Consider the following 18,546-nt stretch of genomic DNA (forward strand, 5'->3'; position numbering starts at 1 on the left):
GCCGCCTCGGAGGCGCGCAGGGCGGCCTCGCGGCGTTCGCGGGCTTCGGCCTCGGCCGCTTGTTTGGCCGCCTCGAGTTTCGCGGCGGCCTCCGCCTCCGCGGCCGCCTCTCGGGCGGCCTGGGCCTCTTCTTGCTCCACGGCCTGGTCCAAGTCGGCCAGCATGCTCCGGGCGTCCGCGATGATCGAGGGATCGTCCAGCGAGATGCCGTGGCGCAGCCACCGGATGATGGCGATCTCCCCCAGGAAGGCCGCCCGGTCCTCCAAATGCGGGTCGTCCAGGTCGGCGCGGCGGCGGCGGTACGCGCCCACAATCGACCCGGCCACGTCCGGCGGCAGGGGGGCCAGCAACTGGGCCAGGTCCTCCGCCGGGTCGGAGACCTGCACGGACGCGAAATCGGTGACGGCGGAGATCCGCCCGCCGTTCTCCAAGAGGTGCTCGGCCGCCATGTCGCCGTGGATCGGCACCGGCGTGAAAACCCACCACGCGTCGCGGCCGAGTTGCTCGCGCCAACGACGCTCGAGGCGGGGCGAAACGTGGCCGGTGCGGACGGCATCGTCCACCTCTCCGGCCAGACGCGCCCTGTACTCCGACGGGGTGTACGCGGGCAGGCCGGCTTCCGTCACGATCGACGGTGGCAGCTCGTGGAAGGCGCCGATCGCGCGGCCCAGCGACTCGGCCACGCCGGGGCCGGCGTCCATCAGCTCCATCACGACAGGGGTGCCGGGGAGGTCGGCGTAGACCATCGCCTTGCCTCCGCCCGCCAGGTTGGCGGAGCCGCGCGGCCTGGGCACCTCGAACGGGAGCGCCCCGCCGGAAGACGCGCCCGCAAGGGACCTCAGGAGGATGGCCTCGGCTTCCTGGCCGGACTCGGCTGCGGCGTGCAGGGCCAGGCGAACCACCCAGACGCGCCCGGAGGCGTCTTCGACGTGTGCGAAGGCGTAGTCGGCGCCCACATGGTCCATTCGCGCCCCGACCACGTCCAGCCTGGGAACGGCGGCGGTTGCCAGGGCGGCCAGGGCCAAGGGGTTGGTTTGAAGAGTGGCCACCCTACCAAGGTACGGGTCAGTGTCGGATGAGCCTGCCAAGATGGTCAGCGTGTCAGAACATCCCGTCGCTGAAAGCCTGTTGGAAGGGCTTGATCCGGAGCAGCGCGAAGCCGCCACGCACCTGACGGGGCCGGTTTGCGTGCTGGCAGGGGCGGGCACCGGCAAGACCAGGGCGATCACCCACCGGATCGCGTACGGCGTGGCGACCGGGGTTTACAACCCCACTTCGGTGCTGGCGGTCACCTTCACCACCAGGGCGGCCGGCGAGTTGCGGGAGCGGCTGCGGGCGCTGGGCGCCCATGGCGTGCAGGCCAGAACCTTCCACGCGGCCGCCCTGCGCCAACTGTCCTACTTTCTGCGCGCCGAGTTCAACCGGTCGGTTCCGCGCCTGGTTGAGCAAAAAGCCCCTTTGGTGGCCCAGGCGGCGGCCCGATTGGGGATTGAGGTGGACCGGGCGGCCGTCCGCGACCTGGCGGCGGAGATCGAATGGTCCAAGGTGCACCTTTGGACCCCGGATGACTACCAAAAGCTCGCCGGCCAGGCCGGACGCGGGCAGCCCGCCGGGCTGGACCACATCGCGGTGGCCCGCCTGATCCGGGTGTATGAACAGGTCCTGGGCGAATCCGAGGCGATGGACTTTGAGGACGTGCTCCTCGCGATGGCGGGGCTGATGGAGGAAAGCCGGTCGGTCGCGCGCCAGGTGCGCTCGCAGTACCGCCATTTCGTGGTCGACGAGTTCCAAGACGTGTCGCCCCTGCAGCACCGCCTGTTGGAACTGTGGCTGGGGGACCGCCAGGAGCTCTGCGTGGTGGGGGACCCCGCGCAGACCATCTACTCCTTCGCGGGCGCCTCCTCCCGATACCTGACCGGCTTCAAGCGCCGCTACCCGGACGCCGCGGTCGTCAAGCTGGTGCGGGACTACCGCTCCACCCCGCAGGTGGTCTCGCTGGCCAACTCGGTTTTGCGCCGCGCCGGCGAGGCGGGCGTCGAACTGGTTTCGCAGCTCAGGTCCGGCCCGGCGGTGACGTTCCGTTCCTTCACCGACGATGCCGCCGAATCCGCCGGCGTGGCCGCCCAGATTTTGGAGTTGGCTGGCGCGGGCGTCGGAGCGGAGCAGATCGCGGTCTTGTTCCGGACGAACGGCCAGTCGGAGCCGCTGGAGAACGCGCTCGCCTCCGCCGGGGTCGCCTACCAGGTCCGCGGCGGTGAGCGGTTCTTCGCCCGCCGCGAGGTCCGCCAGGCGCTGGCCCTGCTGCGGGCCCAGGCCAAGGTCGAGGCCCCGGAGCCGGTCTTGGCCCAGGTCGAGGACGTTTTGGGGCGGTTGGGCTGGTCGGCCACCCCGCCGGCCGAACGCGGCGCCGTGCGGGCCCGCTGGGAGTCGCTCGACGCGCTGGCCTCCTTGGCGGGCGAGTTGGTGGACGGCGGGGCGGAGGACCTCCAACAGGTGGTCGAACTGGTCCTGGGCCGGGCGGACGCTGGCCACGCGCCTGCGGCGGCGGGCGTGACTCTGGCGTCCCTGCATTCCGCTAAGGGTTTGGAGTGGGAGGCGGTGTTCCTGGTCGGCCTGGCGGACGGGCTGGTGCCGATCTCGCTGGCGGACCGCCCGCAGGACGTGGCCGAGGAGCGGCGCCTGCTCTATGTGGGCATCACCCGGGCCAAACGGCACCTCCAACTGTCTTACGCGAAGGCCCGCACCGCTGGCGGCAACGCCAACCGCCGGCACTCGCGGTTCCTGAACGGGCTCTGGCCCACGGCCGAGGAGTCCGTCAAGAAAGCCCGCGGCTTGGCGGTTCCCGCCAAGGAAGACCTGACCGCCGCCGAGGCAGAGTTGTTTGAACGCCTCCGGGCATGGCGGGCTGAGGTGGCGGGGGCCGAAGCCCGTGCGCCTTTCACAGTGCTCACGGACCTGACTTTGCGGGCGATCGCCGCCCGCCGGCCTGGCGATTTGAGAGCGTTAGCCGCCATCCCTGGGATCGGTCCCGTCAAGATCGAGCTTTACGGACGCGACGTGCTCGGCATTGTCGCCGCCGCCAGCCACATGGGCGAACCGTGAGCAACCCGCCGGGCTGGACTCGGTTGGGCCGGGCCGGATCCCGTTGGGCGGGGCCGGATCCGGTCGGGTCGGGTTGGGTTGGGCGCGTCCGTCCGGGCACTCCTGGCCGTCTGTGTGGGCGCGGCCAAGCGGCCGCCCGCTATTGGGTTGGCGGCAGCGGCACAAGCGGAGGCGGCGACCAATGGACTGGCCGCCGGGGGACGGGATTGTGCGAATTGCACTTGGGATGCTCTTTGAGATCGGTCCAAGTGAGTTCGTAGGTGGGCAGGGCCATGGCGACGGTGCGTCCGTGGGTTGGCGGCTTGGCCCCGGCCAGGCCCTGGAGAATATGGGCGGCGGCCAGTCCGCCGATCACCTGCGCGAGCAGCGGGTCTTCGCCCCGGCTGGCGACCACGGGGCGGACAAACCGCTGGGTGGCGAGGCCTGGCCAGCACGGGTCGTTCTCAACGGCCCAGAGGCGTTGGCAGCGCAGGCACGGGCCCGAGCCTTTGGGCACCCACGGCCCCAGGGTGATGTCCAGTTCACCGATCACAACGGACAGGTGGTCTATCCGGTGTGAGGTGAGGAAGGCGGCGCGGGTCGGGTCGGAGACCTCCTCGCCGACCAGGACGGCGGCGTCCGGTCTGGCGAGGCGTCCGCGGAACCGCACCTCGCAGTCGAAGCCCTGGTTCCGGATGGCCTCCGCGAGGGCCTCCGCCCGCGGCTGCCCAACGGCGTCTGGCCCGTAGACCTGGCTGCGGTCACGGGGACGGACCGGGCGCTGGTCGTGGAGTTGGAGCATGCCGATCCCGCTGGCGGCCAAGGCCATGGCGACCTGGGCGCCGGTGCGTCCCAGCCCATACACGTTGACCCGCTGGGTGGAACGGCGCGCGAGCACTTTCCATCCGTCGTTGTCCAAAAGCGCGCGGGTTTCGGCCTCGGCCGCGAGCAGTTCCCGCCTGGCGGGCGGGACGTGCATTTCGGCGGTTTGCCCCCGCCCCGTCTGGGTCATCAGTCCGGCGTCCCGCAATTCCTCCAGCAGTTGGTCCACGCGTTCGCGCCGGCCGCCCAGGCTGACCAGCTGGCGCCGGAGTTGCGACGGCGAGTGCTCGGTCTCAAGCAGTCTGATCACGTCGAATTCGCGTGGATGCTCAATGCGGAAGGTGTGGGCCAGTCGGGGGTCGTTGCCGACTTGGATTTCGTTGCGGTTCCGCCACAGGACCCGCAGTCCGTTCTTCAATTTCATTTCAGGCTCCTCAGTTCGGATGTCTGGCCCGGCCGGTCCGGCCCGCAGGGGGCGCGGTCAACGCGGGCTTGGCGTTATGACGGTTCACTCTGCCAAGGACCGGCTCCTGGATGAAGGGTCCGCTCAAAGCGTTCGGGCAAAAGCGCTCAGGCCCCGATGAGACGGCACGTCAACGCGGATTCTCGGGCCTCGTTTCGCGTCCAGATGGGCCGTGGCGGCTCGCGATCTGGACCGGCGTGTTTGTGGTTGGCGATGGCGCGGCCGACTGCGGCCGGGGTTGTCTATCGCGCGGCCAGCGCCTTGGCGGGGGCATCCAGGTCAGGCAGAGCGCCGAAGGCAAACAGGCGGTGGGGCAAACGCCAGTTCGTTTTCAGCCGGGCCTGGCCACCGCCGGGATCTGGGCGCTAATCCCGGCGTTGACAAGGCGCCCCAATGGCGCCGAGGCGCGCCGTCCGCCCTGTGAGACCGTCGCTAAATATCCTTTACTGGACATTTGCCGCCTTCACGCTCTAAGGCCGCCGACCGCCCGCCGCCCGCCGCCCGCCGGCGGCTTGCCGGCGCCTGCCGCCGCTCAGCGCGATGCCGCCCCCGGCAGCGGACGGACCTGGCAGAGGACGTGTCCGGTCGGAACTCGCTGGCCGGGAGCTGCGGCCAGACCATGCACCACGCCGTGGCGGGGCGCCGTCAGCGGTTGCTCCATCTTCATGGCCTCCAGCACCACCAGCAGGTCGCCCTCCGCCACAACGGCCCCTTCGGCGACCGCCACCCGGACCACCGTGCCTTGCATGGGCGCGGCCACCGACCCGTCGGACGAGGAGCCGACCGAGGAGCCGACGGCGCGCTTGACGGCCCGCCGGGGCGGGGCGGGTGCCGCCGCCTCGGCGCCAACCGCGCCGCCCGAACCGGCGAATCCCGCGTTGGTGAGTTCCGCGGGCAAGACGACCTCGAGGCGTTTGCCTCCCACCTCCACCACCATGCGCGAGGTCGCCGCGGCCGGCGGCAAGGAGGCGTCGAAGGCGGAGGCCGGCGGCAGGGCGGCCACAGCGTCCGCGAAACCCTCTTCGATCCAGCGGGTGTGGACGGTGAACTCCTTTTGGGTCGCGGCGGCGAACGCCGGGTCCTCGATGACCGCGCGGTGCAAGTGCCGACTGGTGCCGACCCCTTCGACTTTCAGCTCCGCGAGCGCTCGCCTGGCCCTGGCCAAAGCCTGCGCGCGGTCCCGCCCGCGCACAATGACCTTGCCGACCAGGGAATCGAAGGAGCCTGTCAACGCGTCCCCGGCCTCATAGCCAAAGTCGCAGCGCACACCGGGGCCGCCCGGCAGGCGGAGCGCGGAGATCACGCCCGGCGTGGGCAAGAACCCGGCGGCCGGGTCTTCGGCGTTGACGCGGAACTCGAACGCGTGGCCGTAAGCCAACGCGTCGGTGTAGCCCAACTCCTCGCCCGCGGCGATCCGAAGCTGCTCCCGCACCAGGTCCACCCCCGTGACCTCCTCGGTCACGGGATGTTCCACCTGCAGGCGCGGGTTGATCTCCATGAAGAAGACCTCCCCGTCCGCAGAGATCAAGAACTCGCAGGTGGCAGCCCCGCAATAACCTGCCTCAAGCAGCAAAGCCCGCGAAGCGTCTCGAAGCAGCGCCTCCTGGCCGGCGGCGAGGAACGGTGCCGGGGCTTCTTCGATCAGCTTCTGATACCGACGCTGAACCGTGCAGTCGCGGGTCGACACGACCGCCACGCCTCCGTGGGCGTCCGCCAGGCACTGCGTCTCCACATGCCGGGGGCGCTCAACAAACCGCTCGACAAAGCATTCGGGCCGTCCAAACGCCGCGAGCGCCTCGCGTTGGCAGGCCGCCAAGGCCTCGGCCGTCTCGCCGGGCTGGCGCACCACCCGCATTCCCCGGCCGCCGCCGCCGTAGCAGGCCTTGACCACCAGGGGATAGCCGCGCGCGTCCCCAAACTCGATCACCGTCTCCGCGTCCGTCACCGGCCCGGCGCTGGCCGGGACCGTCGCCACCCCCGCGCGGTCGGCCAGGGCCCGCGCGGACACTTTGTTCGACACCAACTCCAGCGTCTCGGGCGGCGGCCCGACCCAAATGAGGCCCGCGTCCAGGACCGCCCGCGCCAGGACCGCGGACTCGGCCAAGAAGCCGTAACCGGGGTGGACGGCATCGGCGGAGGCTTTGACGGCGGCTTGGACCACCGCGTCGGGGTTGAGATAGGTTTCCGCGACCGTCTCGCCGGGCAGGGCGAACGCTTCGTCGGCGACGCGCACATGCATGGCGGAGCGGTCCTCCGGCGCGTACACGGCGACCGACCGGATGCCGGCGTCGGCGCAGGCCCGGGCGATCCTGACCGCGATCTCCCCGCGGTTCGCAATCAAGAGGCTTGAGAACACGTTTCCACGCTAAGCGGCCAGCGCCCCCGCCGCCGCCCAGTCAGGCGGCCAGGTCCGTCGCCGCCTTTTGTGCGGACCCTACAAAGTCCCCGGCCGCCAGAACTCGAACACGGTCAGGCCGAAGCGCGCCAGAAGGCGGCGCAGGACCGGCAGCGACAGCCCCACCACGCCGTGGTGGTCGCCGTCGATTCCCTCGATAAACGGGCCGCCCAGCCCGTCGATCGTGAACGCGCCGGCCACGTTCAAGGGTTCGCCGGTGGCGACGTAGGCGTCGATCTCGGCCTCGCTCATTTGGCCGAACCGCACAGTCGTGGACGATGCCGCGCCCTCGCCCCGCCGCCCGCCGTTGCCTTCCGCAGGCGCCGGTCCCGCCAGCCAGTGGCCCGTGTGCAGGACCGCTTCGCGGCCCGCCTGTTGACGAATCCGCGCCTTGGCGTCCGCCGGACCGGTCGGCTTGCCGAGGACCTCGCCGTCCAATTCGAGCATGGAGTCGCAGCCGAGCACGAACGCGCCGGGCGGCGCCGCGGAGGCGGCCGCCTCCGCTTTGGCCCGGGCGAGCACCAGCACTTGGTCGGCGGGGCTCAGCCCCGGCCGCGTGGCCAGGGCCGCGCTCAACACGGCCTGTTCGTCCACGTTGGCGATCAGGACCATCGGGTCGATTCCGGCCGCGCGCAGAGTGGTCAGGCGCGCGGGCGAAGCCGAGGCGAGCACCAAGGAAATGGGGACGGTACCTGTTTCCGGCTCGCCGGAAACAGGTACCGTCCCCATTTCCTCTGTTTCCGGACCGGCCATCAGCCGGCGTAGGGCTTGACCGCGAGGACCTTGACGGCGACCTCTTTGCCGGTCGGGGTCGAATAGCTGCGGGTCTCGCCCACCTTGGCGCCCACCAGCGCGGCCCCGATGGGGGACCTTTCCGAATAGACCGTCAGAGTCGAATCGGCGGCGACCTCCCGCGAGCCGAGCAGGAAGTCGCGTTCCGTCCCGCCGATCTCGGCGGTCACAACAGTTCCCGGCTGCACGCTGGACGAATCGGTCGGCGCTTCTCCGACCTGCGCGTTCGCCAGCAGGGCTTTCAGCGACGCGATCCGCCCCGCCATCTTGCCCTGTTCCTCGCGGGCGGCGTGGTAGCCGCCGTTCTCCTTGAGGTCGCCCTCGGCGCGGGCGGCCTCGATGCGCTTCACCACCTCGGCCATGCCCTCGCCCTGAAGAAACGCCAACTCGTGGCTGAGCCGGTCGTAGGCTTCTTGAGTCAACCAGGTCGTGTCGGTCATGGTCCTTTACTCCAATATGCGCTAGTGCGTTGTGAAAAGCCCAGTGTAAACCGGCAGCCCCGCCGCACGGGCCGACCCTCGCCCCCGTGCCGACCTTCGCGCCCGTGCTGGCGGCCGTTCCGGCCGGGCGCGGAAAACCCGCGGCACGGCATCGGGCGGCGGTGGTCGCGGGCAAACGGGCCGGAGAGCCGACGCGAGACAAAGGCGGGTCGTTTTGACCGGCGGGGCGAACCGGGGCTACCCTAAAGCGTCCCGTGTGCGCACTGGCGGTAGCTGGCGCACGCCCGTCCGGAGGCGGTATGCAAGGGGATGCCACCTTTCAATAAGCGAGGTTAGAGAACTGTGCGCACGTACCAACCGAAGGCCGGCCAGATCGAGCGGGCCTGGCACGTCATCGACGCGACCGACGTGGTGCTCGGCCGGCTGGCCAGCCAGGTGGCGATCCTGCTGCGCGGCAAGCACAAGGCCCTGTTCGCGCCGCACCTTGACGCTGGCGACTATGTGATCGTCATCAACGCGGACAAGGTGGCTTTGACGGGCGCGAAGAGGTCCCAAAAGATGGCCTACCGGCATTCCGGCTACCCCGGCGGCCTCAAGGCGGTCAGCTACGGCGAGTTGCTCGCCAAGCGGCCGGAAGAAGCTGTGCGCAAGGCGGTGCGCGGCATGCTGCCGAAGAATCGGCTGGCCCGGCAGCAGTTGGCCAAGCTGCGGATCTACGCCGGGCCGACCCACCCGCACGCCTCCCAACAGCCCCAAGTTCATGACCTCACGCGGGTCGCGCAATAGAGCCGTTCGCAGCAGGCGACATCAAGGAGAAATGTGACTGAGATCGAGCTGGAAGCTCAAGAAGAGGCCCCGTCCGTCTACACCACGGAGACCAAGGACGTCCCCGGCGCCGGCCAGAGCCTGGTCGCCCCCGGCCGGGCGCTGGGGCGGCGCAAAGAAGCGGTCGCCCGGGTGCGGCTGGTTCCGGGCAGCGGCCAGTGGACCATCAACGGCCGCGGCTTGGAAGACTATTTCCCCAACAAACTGCACCAACAGGAAGTGCGCTCGCCTTTCACCCTGCTGGACATTGAGGGCAAGTTCGACGTGATCGCGCGGATCGACGGCGGCGGCACGTCCGGTCAGGCCGGCGCGCTGCGCTTGGGCGTGGCCCGGGCGCTCAACGCGATCGACGAAGAGCACAACCGTCCGGCCTTGAAGAAGGCCGGTTATCTGACCCGCGACGCGCGGGTCACCGAGCGCAAGAAGGCTGGCCTGAAGAAGGCCCGCAAAGCGCCGCAGTACTCGAAGCGCTGACCCGCAGGGCGAATGGCGCGGCTTTTTGGCACCGACGGGGTGCGCGGGCTGGTTGGGCGCGACATCACCGCCGAGTTGGCGTTGCGCCTGGCAGCGGCGGTGGCGCGCGAGTTGGAGGCCGAACAAGGCCTTGGGTACGGCTCGAAAAGCGCCCCGCCCGTGTTGGACCACAGGCTTGAGGACACACCGCAGCGGCTCAGCGCAGTGATCGGGGTTGATTCGCGGGTTTCCGGGGACATGCTCGCGGCGGCCAGCGCGGCCGGTTTGGTCTCCGCCGGGGTCGACTGCGTCCTGGTGGGCGTCATCCCCACACCCGGCTTGGCGTACTTGACCAGGTCGATGGGGTTTGACGTCGGGGTGATGATCTCCGCGTCGCACAACCCCTACCAGGACAACGGCATCAAGTTCTTCGCCAGTTCCGGCAACAAGCTGCCCGATGCCGTCGAGGACGCCATCGAGGCCCGTCTCGCTGAGGAGTGGGAGCCGGCGATCGGCGACTCGGTCGGCACCATCAGGACCGACTTGTCGGCCATAGAACGCTATGTCGACTTCTTGGTCGCCAGCGCGCCAGTGCGGCTGGACGGCATGCGGGTGGTTCTGGACTGCGCCAACGGCGCCGCGCATAGGGTCGCGCCGGAGGCCTTCCAACGGCTTGGCGCGGAGGTGATGCCGCTGGCCATCCAGCCGTCCGGCACCAACATCAACGCGGGAGTGGGCTCGACCCACCCGGAGTTGCTGCAACGCGCCGTGGTCGGTCTGGAGGCGCACGCCGGGTTCGCCTTCGACGGGGACGCCGACCGCTGCCTGGCCGTGGACGCCGCCGGCGAATTGGTCGACGGCGACAAGATCATGGGCATCCTGGCCCTCGCGCTGAAGGAGCGCGGCGAGTTGGCGTCTAATACCTTGGTGGCCACAGTGATGTCGAACCTGGGACTGTTCAAAGCCATGGCCGCGCACGGGATTGACGTCAAAGTCACGGGCGTGGGCGACCGCTATGTGCTGGAGGAGATGCTGGCCGGGGGTTACGTCCTGGGCGGCGAACAGTCCGGCCACGTCATCATGACCCGTCACGCCACGACCGGCGACGGCTCATTGACCGCCCTGCAACTGGCCTGCCGGGTGCGGGCGGCGGAAAGCTCCTTGGGAGAGTTGGCCAGCGTGGTTGAATCCTTCCCCCAGGTCCTGGTCAATGTGCGCGAGGTGGACAAAGGCCGCGTTGAGACCGATCCGGGAGTGGCCGCCGCGGTTAGGGAGGCCGAAGCGGAATTGGGCGACTCGGGGCGGGTGTTGCTCCGCGCCTCCGGCACGGAGCCGCTGGTCAGAGTCATGGTCGAGGCGTCAACCAGCGCGCGGGCCGAAGCGGTGGCGGACCGATTGGCCACAGTGGTGGCCCGGCAGCTGGGTTTGTGACGTGGGCTTCGCCATGGTCCCCGCCCCGGCCTGGCAGACGGTGGCCCCGTGGCTGGCCGATCCGTCCCTGGCCGAATCGGTTTGGCATTCGATCAACCAATTCATCATCGGTTTGGCCGAATCCCCCTGGGCTTTGCTGGCCGCCTATCTGATCTCCGCCATTGACGGGTTCTTCCCGCCCGTCCCGGCCGAAACCCTGGTCGTGGCCACCGCCGCCGTCTATTCGGCTTCGGGGATGTGGTGGCAATTGCTCGGGCTGTGGGCGCTGGCCGCCGCCGGTGCGGTCACCGGCGACTTGGTGGCGTACTCTCTGGGGCGCTGGTTCAACGCGGGCGAATGGCGTGTCTTCAGGCGCGGCAAGGGCCACGACGCCTTCAAGTGGGCGCAGCGGATTTTCGCCCGCGGCGCCGCGCCATTGCTGATGGTGGCCCGTTTCATACCGGTGGGACGGGTCGCGGTCAACCTGACCGCCGGCACGGTCCGGTACCCCTTGCGACGGTTCGTCGTGATCGACGCCACCGCCGGATGCTGCTGGAGCGCCTACTCGGTGGGCGTCGGCTCGATCGCGGGCCAGGCGGTCGGCGACAATCCGCTGCTGGGCGTCCTGTGCGGAATTGTCTTCGCGGTGTCGCTGGGCACGTTGGTCCAATGGCTCATCAACCGGCATTACGGCAAGCAGCCGGTCGCGGGTTCGGAAGCCACCGACCCGGATGGGACCGAGCCGGGCCGCCGCCAGGACGGCGGGGACGGCGGGGACGGCCAAGGCTGACGCCCGCCGCCGCCCGCCCACGCCGGATCCCCCAAACACGACGATAGTTTGACGCGAAGACACCGGACGGGCCCCGCGAATAGGTATTAGGTCCCTCGGGGAGGTAGGCTCGGATTGTCGCAGCGCAGCGGCGCGTCGACGAAGACCAAATTCAGGCCCAGGAGAGGACTACCAATGAAGGCACTTGTTTACCACGGAGCCGGCCAAAAGACCTGGGAGGAGGTGCCAGATCCCGCCATCCAAGATCCCAACGACGTCATAGTCAAGGTCGACACGACCACAATTTGTGGCTCTGACCTTCACATTCTTAAGGGCGACGTGCCAGCCGTCGAAGACGGCCGCGTGCTGGGACATGAAGGGGTCGGGACTGTGGTCGAGGTGGGCTCCGGCGTGGCCAAGTTCGAAGTCGGCCACCGGGTGGTGGTCAACTGCATCACCACCTGCGGCACCTGCGCCTACTGCCGAGTGGGACATCCGTCCCATTGCCAATCGGCTGGCGGCGTTGGCTGGCAGCTTGGGCACTTGGTGGACGGGACGCAAGCGGAATACGTGCGGATCCCGTTCGGAGAGACTTCGCTGCATTCGATCCCTGAGGGGCTGTCAGACGAGGAGGTCATCTTCGTCTCCGACATCATCCCAACCGGCTACGAGATGGGCGTCCTCAATGGCGACGTTCAGCCGGGCAACGACGTGGTGGTGATTGGAGCGGGACCTGTCGGCTTGGCGGCTATGGTGACCGCCCAGCTGAAGTCCCCGCGCCGCATTATTGCCGTGGACTTGGACGATTTCCGCCTCGAGGCCGCCCGCCGCTCGTTCGGCGCCACCCACGCGGTCAACTCCGGCCATGACGGCTGGATGGATGAGGTCCGGGCACTGACCCGCCACGGCGGCGCCGACGTCGTGATGGAGGCGGTGGGCATCCCCACGACCCTTGAGGCGGCCTTCGAGTTGGTCAGACCGACTGGGAGGATCGCCAACATTGGCGTTCACGGCGCCCCGGTGACCATGCCGATCGACCGCCTTTGGATCGAGAACATCACCATGACCATGGGTTTGGTGGATGCGGTCACCGCTCCAACCCTGATCGAGTTGATCGAGGCCGGCAAACTCAACGTGCGCCCTCTGGCGACCCACCGCTTCCAACTGGACGACATGCTCCAGGCGTATGACGTGTTCAGCCAGGCTGGCAAGAATGGCGCGCTGAAGGTCGTTATCACGGCCTAGCCAATGCCCCGGGGCGGCCTTGTCAACCGGCGGCGGCGCGGGGGAGCACCTCCAAGGCGGCCCCGGAAGGGGTCGGCGGCGCCAGTTGTTCGGGGGAGTCGCCCATGATGGCCCGCATGCGGTCGTACCGGACTTTGACGCCGGCCGCCCCGATCTGACCCAGTTCGCCGTCTGCGGCCACCGAGTCTTGAAGCATGTGGACCCGGTGGCCGTGGGCGGTGTCCACGGTCACCCCGGCCCAGGTCATGCCGGTCACGGCCGCCCCGGCCACGTCCTTCGTGATGGTGAGAAACGCGACCGCGCCGGTGTCGGTGTTGGGCCCCACCACCGCGTCCGTCTGGTTGGAGATGAAGTTGCCGAGCGAGTAGATGGTCCACATGCCGTCCCCGTGGACGCCGCCGGGGACAAGCTCAATCGGCTCGGCCACGTGCGGGTGGTCGCCCACAACGGCGTCGATCTGCCCCGAGGCGGCCAGGCGTGCCACGATTTCCCGTTGCTCCGGCGTCGGCGTGGTCTGGTACTCCACCCCGACGTGAATGGTGGCCAGCACCACGTCTGCCCCTGCGGCCCGGGCCGCCTCCGCCTGCGCGATCAGGAGATCGGTGTCGATCGGCGTGTTGACCGCCCACGGTTGGGCGGCGGGCGCGGGCAGGCCGTTGGTTCCGTAGGTGGCTGCGACGTGGGCGATCGTCAGGGTTTGCCCGCGGCCCGACAGGCGGTACAACTGCGGCAACTCCGCGTCCGCCGCGCTCAGGGCGGTCCCGGAATAGCCCAGCCCCGCGTCCCGCAAGGTTTGGATGGTGTGGGAGAGCCCGTCCCAACCCTGGTCCAAGGAGTGATTGGAGGATGTGGTGCAGCCATCCCAGCCCTGTTCGGCCATGTCCCTGACCAGTTCGGCGGGCGCCCCGAAGACGGGATACCCGCTCGGGGAGCGGCCCGGCGGCGCCAACGGCACCTCCATTTGGCAGATCGCCAAGTCCGCCCCGGCAATCCAGGCGTCGGCCCCGGCCAACAGCGGGCTGAACTCGTAGCCGCCGGCCCCGCCCGCCGCGGCGGCCGCGGAGGCGTTGACCGGCTGATGAAGCAACATGTCGCCCCCGAACGCCACGGTCACGGTCAATTCCTCCGGCACGTCCGGCGGCGCCGCAGGCGCCACCCACGGCAGTCGTGTGACGGACACGGTGGGAACATCGGGAGCCGACCCGGTGGGATCATTCAGGTCGTTTGGCAAGGTGGCCCAGGCGACGCCCAAGCTCAAGCCGCCGACAAGCGAGATGGCGAGGGCGCGCAGGCCACGCGAGAAGGGGCTCACAGATGACAATCTACCGTTAGCATGAAGGATGGTTCGCTCGTGGGTCGGTCGTCGGCCGAAAACGGTCCGTCTGAGTTTGCTGTTGGGACTCGCCGCCATTCTGCTGCTCGGCCTTGTCAACCTTCCGTCGGGACCAGCGAAGGCACAGAATGATGCCGAGGTTGTCGTGGCTGAGGGCACGCTTTCGATTGTCCTGTTGGGTGATTCGTACACGGCTGGGAACGGCACTGGGACTGAGTACTACGGCAAGCCGGAATACCATCGTTCCCACCTGAATTGGGGCGAGACGGATGCGCGGTGGCTAGTTGGGCAGTACAGGGTGCATGCCCGCCTGTGGAACCTGGCTCGCTCGGGCGATACCACTGAGGGCGTGCTCGAAGGAAGAGTGGACAAGAGTTGGGAAGCTCAGCTAGATGAAAACCCCACTGCGATCGCGAATGCCGATCTGATCATGCTCACGATTGGCGGCAACGACATACATTTCAGCGGTGTCGTGTCTTCTTGTTTTGCCGCCTTTGTGCGAGACGGACTGGCCTGCGAAAGCGCCATCAACGAAGCCTCGGCTCTCCTTGATGAGGTAATGAATGCTACCCGGCAGATTTTCGCCGATCTTGAGGCAATGGTGGACACAACCGTACTGAGGTGGTGTTGGTGGGTTACCCCTTCTTGAGTATGGATACACCGGATTACAACCTCGTGTGGCAGCGAGATCCGACGACCTATTATCAAGAAAGCATGGCTACCTATGATGCCGCCGCCGGAATACGCGCCGCTGGCGCAGCTGCAAATGCCAAGCAGGAAGCCTTGGTAGCCGAATGGAATCAGAGCCACGAATTGCAGGTGCGCTACGTCAAGGTGTCGGACGCTTTCAGCGGCCACGAGCCTGACCCTTCGACCGACGCCAAGAATGAGTACCGCTGGGTTAACGAATTCTTCGAAACGGGAGGCGTTCAACGAAATGATCAGCCAACCGAGAGCAGACTGGCGTTTGACAGCCTCGAGTTCTATCACCCGAACATCACGGGCCATGAGATGATTGCGCGGCGGGTTGAGGCGAGCATCGGCGTGCCGCGGGGGGCGACGGGTGGTATTTGGGGACGCGACCCAATTGATGTCGCTTTTGTCATTGATCTTGGTTATACAGCGCCGGAAGACGGCCTCGATGAGATGAAGGATAGGATCGAGGCGATCACGGCGATGGTGAAAGCAAGGTCGCCTGGGGCAAGATTCGCTGTCGTGCAGTTCCAAGGTTTTGATCACAGCGATTTCGACTGGGGCCGCCCACCGGCCGAGTCTTGGGTCGCGCGGGGGTTCACCTATTCGGCAGACGAGGCCAGCGAAGCGGTTAAGAACCTGGATCCGTTCGGCTTGAGCAGGATTTATTGGGAGCCCTCAATGCACACTGGCGTAATGACGGCGCTAGATCTGGACTGGCGCCCGGGCGTGCGCAAAGCCGTGCTCCTGATGAGTGCCCAGCCGATGGTTGCAACTGAGGCCTTCACCGATTACCAGAGTGAGTCGATTCGCCGCAGGTCCCTGGAAGTCGACCCGGTCGAGATCTACGGAATTGACTTTGGGCAATTGAATTCTCCGGTCATGGCAGAAGTGGCTGAGGCCACGAACGGAGAGATATTCGCGGCTGGCGCCGGAATGGTTGAAGAGGCTGTCGACCGCGCGATAGCGTCCGCACTGGCCAGTCCGGTGGCGTGGATTCAAGGACCGTATGTGGTCAAGGTTGGTGCTTCGCTGCGGTTGGATGCCGGGGGCTCATACTCTCCTTACGGCGGGATTGCCTCCTACGAGTGGGATTTTGACGGTGACGGCATTTGGGACCAGACAACGACCGACTGGTGGGTGGAGCATGAGTTTGAGGAGTTGTTTGACGGCGTGGTTGGCTTGCGGGTGACCGACGCCGCTGGTTCTCAGGCGATCGGTTCCACCCCCGTGTTGGTAAGCGAAGACGGCGATTCCGCCCCCAACGAAGCGGACAACTGTCCGAGGACCTTCAACTGGTCTCAAACCGACAGCGATCGGGACGGCGTTGGGGATGAATGCGATGACACGCCCGGTGTTCTGATCGACGATGCCGACCACGTCACTGTCATGACCAAGGGCCAAATCGACTCGCTGCCGTCGCAGGAACCAGAGTCGCATGCGAGCGCGAGCCAGGAACCCGGCCCTGGGTCGGGCGACGGCAGCGAGCCAGGCCCATCAGATGCCCCTCAGACGGATCCAAGCCGGAACCCCCTTGACGAGACCGCCTCGGACGCGGGCCCGCCTTCGGATCCGGTCGACGGCCCAGGCCCAGACCAGTCGAGTGTTCCAGACATGGGTCGGCCACAGCAACCGGGCGTCGGCGAGGCGAACGGGCAGGAGGGCAACCCCGAAACCGCCACACCCAGTCCGTCTGCCGAGGCCGCGCCATTGTGTTCGGCTACTCCAACCTTGGGTCGGTCTGCGGCGCCCGGTGGCGGAACCGGATCCGGTTGGTCGTCAGCAGACGCTAAGGACGCCCGTGCGGGTGAGGGGGCGCACAGTGCCTTGCCGGATCCGGCTGCTCCTCACGCGGTTGGTTCTGGGCGAGGAGAGACGAATTTGGGCGACGGGGGACTGCCGGTGACCGGGGTGGCTGGAGGGGCTGGCCTGCGCAGGGCGTCGGTGGCGCTGATGCTGGCGGGTTTGCTCCTGACCGGCGGGACGCGGTTCTTCTCGTGGCGGCGGAGCAGGTGCCAATGAGCGCGGGCGCTCCTCCGGGCCATTCTCGGGCAGCCGACCGCCCAGCGGGCTGCGGTCAAGCTGGGCGGTTGGTCAAGCGCGGTGGCCCGCGGGCGCGGCGGCGCGCCATGGCGGTGTTTGGTGTGGTGGTCATGGTGGGCGGCCTCTTGTCGGTCGGTGTTTGGCGATGGGGTAAGAACTTGTGCCTTTGGAGTCCGGATGTGCCGTTTGAGGCCTTGCTGGACGATCCGCTGGCCTCCAGGGAGCTACTTGACCTGGAACTGGTGTCATCAAGTGAGCAGCGGGGCTACGGAATGCACAATCTGGGTATTGAGCGCGTGTGTATGTCGACTGTGCGGAGGCTGTTCGAGCCGGGGCCGGACGGCCCTGAGGCGACGGCCCGCCAGATTGTTCGTTTCGCCCAAGACAACGGCTGGGAGGTCCAAAACGATCGTCGTCCCGACGGCGAGGGCGTACATGTGAGCATGTCGAAACCATGGGGTGCCCGAGGATATGAGATTCGGGCCGCTGTTTTCGCGAGCGAATCGGGCGACGGTGATGAGAGAATCTTGGTGGACGTCATCTGGTGACCGGAACAGCTCCGCCTTCGAGCGTGTTTTCGATCACGTCGGGGCCCAGCAGGATGACACGCGCAGGCGGGCTGCCGGGCTCATGGACGTCTAATCTAGCGCCCGCGGGTCCTATTCCCCGAACCAGCGCTGGACGTGCTCAGCGATGGACGTCTCAAAAGCGTCCTCGTCGTGGTGCTGTTTCAACCAGTCGACCAGGGAGCCGCCCGCCGCCTGGTCCAACTCGGCGCGGCAAGCGGCCGTGTCGGTGACGGCGCGCAGCAGCATCGACTCGGCCTGGGCCAAGTTGCGGTAGAAGAAGGGATAGCTGTCCGGCACCAGCGCGCGGGCCCAGTCCTTGTCGGGGAACACGCCGACGGCGCCCGCGAGGAGCGCCTCAATGTATTCCAGCCCGTAGGTTTCCTCGCGGGCCGTGGCCAGGAACGCGGTGGTGGAGGCGAGCGCCTCCCAGTACTGGTGCCGGGAAGGGGTGAGCGGGCCGACCCAGGCCCATTTGTTGCGGGACAGGTTCATCGCCATGGGGGAGACCAGGTGCGGCTCGGTTAGGCGCGCCTCGACCCGGATCGGGGCGCGCTTCGCCACCTTGGAGACCACCTCGATGAACTGTTGCGGCTGCTTGCGTTCCGACATGTAGATGGCCGGGTAGAGGACAACCGGGCGTTCGGGCTCGTGGCGGGGCTGGAGGTGTTCCAACCGAATGCCCAGGTTGACCCAGGAGATCCGGGCCCGTTCCGCCAGCGGCTGGATGGTCCAGCGCCGGACGTACTCGTGGATCGCTTTGGCGGTCCGCTCCGAGTTGGCGAAGGTGGGGAACAGCGCGCAGGACAACGACAGGGACGCCAACTCCACCGTCGAGTCGTAGCGCGCCCAGTTCCACCACATGAAGTTCATCAGCTTGGGCCGCTCGGTGTTGGCTTTGAGGGTCATCCACGCGTCCGCCGAGTCGATCACGTCCATGTTGATCACCACGGTGTCCTCCGCGTCCACCATGGCCAGCGGCAGCACGTCGAAATCGGGGTAACGGTGGACCTGGGGGGCGATCAGTTCCGCGCCCGGGAAGACGCGAAGCAAGCGGCGGACCAAGGTGGCGCCGGCGTCGTGGCCGGCCACCGTGCCATCCGACTCGATCACGAGCCCGGCGTATTTGACGGCGATCTTCATGTTTGCTTGCACCTCTTGTCGGCTGGTCTTTGGCTGGTCCTCGGCTGGCGTCCGGCTCGCCAACTGGCCAACC

Annotated in this window: 16 protein-coding genes; 9 read left to right on the forward strand and 7 right to left on the reverse strand. The window is 67.9% G+C overall.

The window, feature by feature from the left end; genetic code table 11:
- Positions 1-1,049, reverse strand: a 1,049-nt coding sequence (locus LBC97_01085) for a phosphotransferase (protein MDR2564654.1), incomplete at its 3' end; no start/stop codon positions are given.
- A 19-nt stretch (positions 1,050-1,068) separates the two neighbouring features.
- On the opposite strand from LBC97_01085, the gene LBC97_01090 reads away from it, so the two are divergent.
- Positions 1,069-3,102 carry an ATP-dependent DNA helicase UvrD2 gene (locus LBC97_01090; protein MDR2564655.1) on the forward strand — a complete coding sequence of 678 codons (2,034 nt, stop codon included), beginning with the start codon at positions 1,069-1,071 and terminating at the stop codon, positions 3,100-3,102.
- A 139-nt stretch (positions 3,103-3,241) separates the two neighbouring features.
- Here LBC97_01090 and LBC97_01095 read toward each other — a convergent pair whose 3' ends face one another.
- From LBC97_01095 to greA, 4 genes are all read right to left on the reverse strand, one after another.
- A complete protein-coding gene (locus tag LBC97_01095) occupies positions 3,242-4,327 on the reverse strand; it encodes a ThiF family adenylyltransferase (GenBank protein MDR2564656.1) in 1,086 nt (361 codons plus the stop codon).
- A 571-nt stretch (positions 4,328-4,898) separates the two neighbouring features.
- Positions 4,899-6,722: an ATP-grasp domain-containing protein gene (locus LBC97_01100; protein ID MDR2564657.1), complete on the reverse strand. Its 1,824-nt coding sequence runs from the start codon at positions 6,720-6,722 to the stop codon at positions 4,899-4,901.
- Between the two features lie 78 nt (positions 6,723-6,800).
- A complete protein-coding gene (locus LBC97_01105) occupies positions 6,801-7,490 on the reverse strand; it encodes a Maf family nucleotide pyrophosphatase (protein MDR2564658.1) in 690 nt (229 codons plus the stop codon).
- Positions 7,491-7,513: 23 nt separating this feature from the next.
- On the reverse strand, positions 7,514-7,993 hold the full coding sequence (gene greA / locus LBC97_01110) for a transcription elongation factor GreA (protein ID MDR2564659.1): 480 nt from the start codon (positions 7,991-7,993) through the stop codon (positions 7,514-7,516).
- Positions 7,994-8,335: 342 nt separating this feature from the next.
- On the opposite strand from greA, the gene rplM reads away from it, so the two are divergent.
- The 5 genes from rplM to LBC97_01135 all read left to right on the forward strand — a co-directional run bounded on the left by rplM (position 8,336) and on the right by LBC97_01135 (position 12,695).
- Positions 8,336-8,779, forward strand: coding sequence for a 50S ribosomal protein L13 (rplM, locus tag LBC97_01115; protein ID MDR2564660.1), 444 nt, complete (start codon positions 8,336-8,338; stop codon positions 8,777-8,779).
- A gap of 33 nt (positions 8,780-8,812) precedes the next feature.
- Positions 8,813-9,292: a 30S ribosomal protein S9 gene (gene rpsI / locus LBC97_01120; GenBank protein ID MDR2564661.1), complete on the forward strand. Its 480-nt coding sequence runs from the start codon at positions 8,813-8,815 to the stop codon at positions 9,290-9,292.
- 12 nt (positions 9,293-9,304) lie between these two features.
- Positions 9,305-10,702, forward strand: coding sequence for a phosphoglucosamine mutase (gene glmM / locus LBC97_01125; GenBank protein ID MDR2564662.1), 1,398 nt, complete (start codon positions 9,305-9,307; stop codon positions 10,700-10,702).
- A 13-nt stretch (positions 10,703-10,715) separates the two neighbouring features.
- Positions 10,716-11,471, forward strand: coding sequence for a VTT domain-containing protein (locus tag LBC97_01130; protein MDR2564663.1), 756 nt, complete (start codon positions 10,716-10,718; stop codon positions 11,469-11,471).
- Between the two features lie 174 nt (positions 11,472-11,645).
- A complete protein-coding gene (locus tag LBC97_01135) occupies positions 11,646-12,695 on the forward strand; it encodes a zinc-dependent alcohol dehydrogenase family protein (GenBank protein ID MDR2564664.1) in 1,050 nt (349 codons plus the stop codon).
- 22 nt (positions 12,696-12,717) lie between these two features.
- Here LBC97_01135 and LBC97_01140 read toward each other — a convergent pair whose 3' ends face one another.
- Entirely contained in the window at positions 12,718-14,007 is a 1,290-nt protein-coding gene (locus LBC97_01140; protein MDR2564665.1) for a CapA family protein, read from the reverse strand.
- A gap of 28 nt (positions 14,008-14,035) precedes the next feature.
- On the opposite strand from LBC97_01140, the gene LBC97_01145 reads away from it, so the two are divergent.
- From LBC97_01145 to LBC97_01155, 3 genes are all read left to right on the forward strand, one after another.
- Complete coding sequence (locus LBC97_01145; protein MDR2564666.1) at positions 14,036-14,677, forward strand: GDSL-type esterase/lipase family protein; 642 nt, start codon at positions 14,036-14,038, stop codon at positions 14,675-14,677.
- Complete coding sequence (locus LBC97_01150) at positions 14,659-16,743, forward strand: hypothetical protein (protein MDR2564667.1); 2,085 nt, start codon at positions 14,659-14,661, stop codon at positions 16,741-16,743. Before LBC97_01145 ends, LBC97_01150 begins: the two co-directional genes overlap by 19 nt.
- A 107-nt stretch (positions 16,744-16,850) precedes the next feature.
- Entirely contained in the window at positions 16,851-17,312 is a 462-nt protein-coding gene (locus LBC97_01155; protein MDR2564668.1) for a hypothetical protein, read from the forward strand.
- A 111-nt stretch (positions 17,313-17,423) separates the two neighbouring features.
- Here the strand turns inward: LBC97_01155 and LBC97_01160 are convergent, their stop codons facing one another.
- The gene (locus LBC97_01160) at positions 17,424-18,473 is read right to left on the reverse strand and encodes a hypothetical protein (protein ID MDR2564669.1); all 1,050 of its coding nucleotides are present in this window, start codon (positions 18,471-18,473) and stop codon (positions 17,424-17,426) included.
- Positions 18,474-18,546: the final 73 nt, after the last annotated feature.

Source organism: Bifidobacteriaceae bacterium, assembly GCA_031281585.1.
Lineage (GTDB): Bacteria > Actinomycetota > Actinomycetes > Actinomycetales > WQXJ01 > JAIRTF01.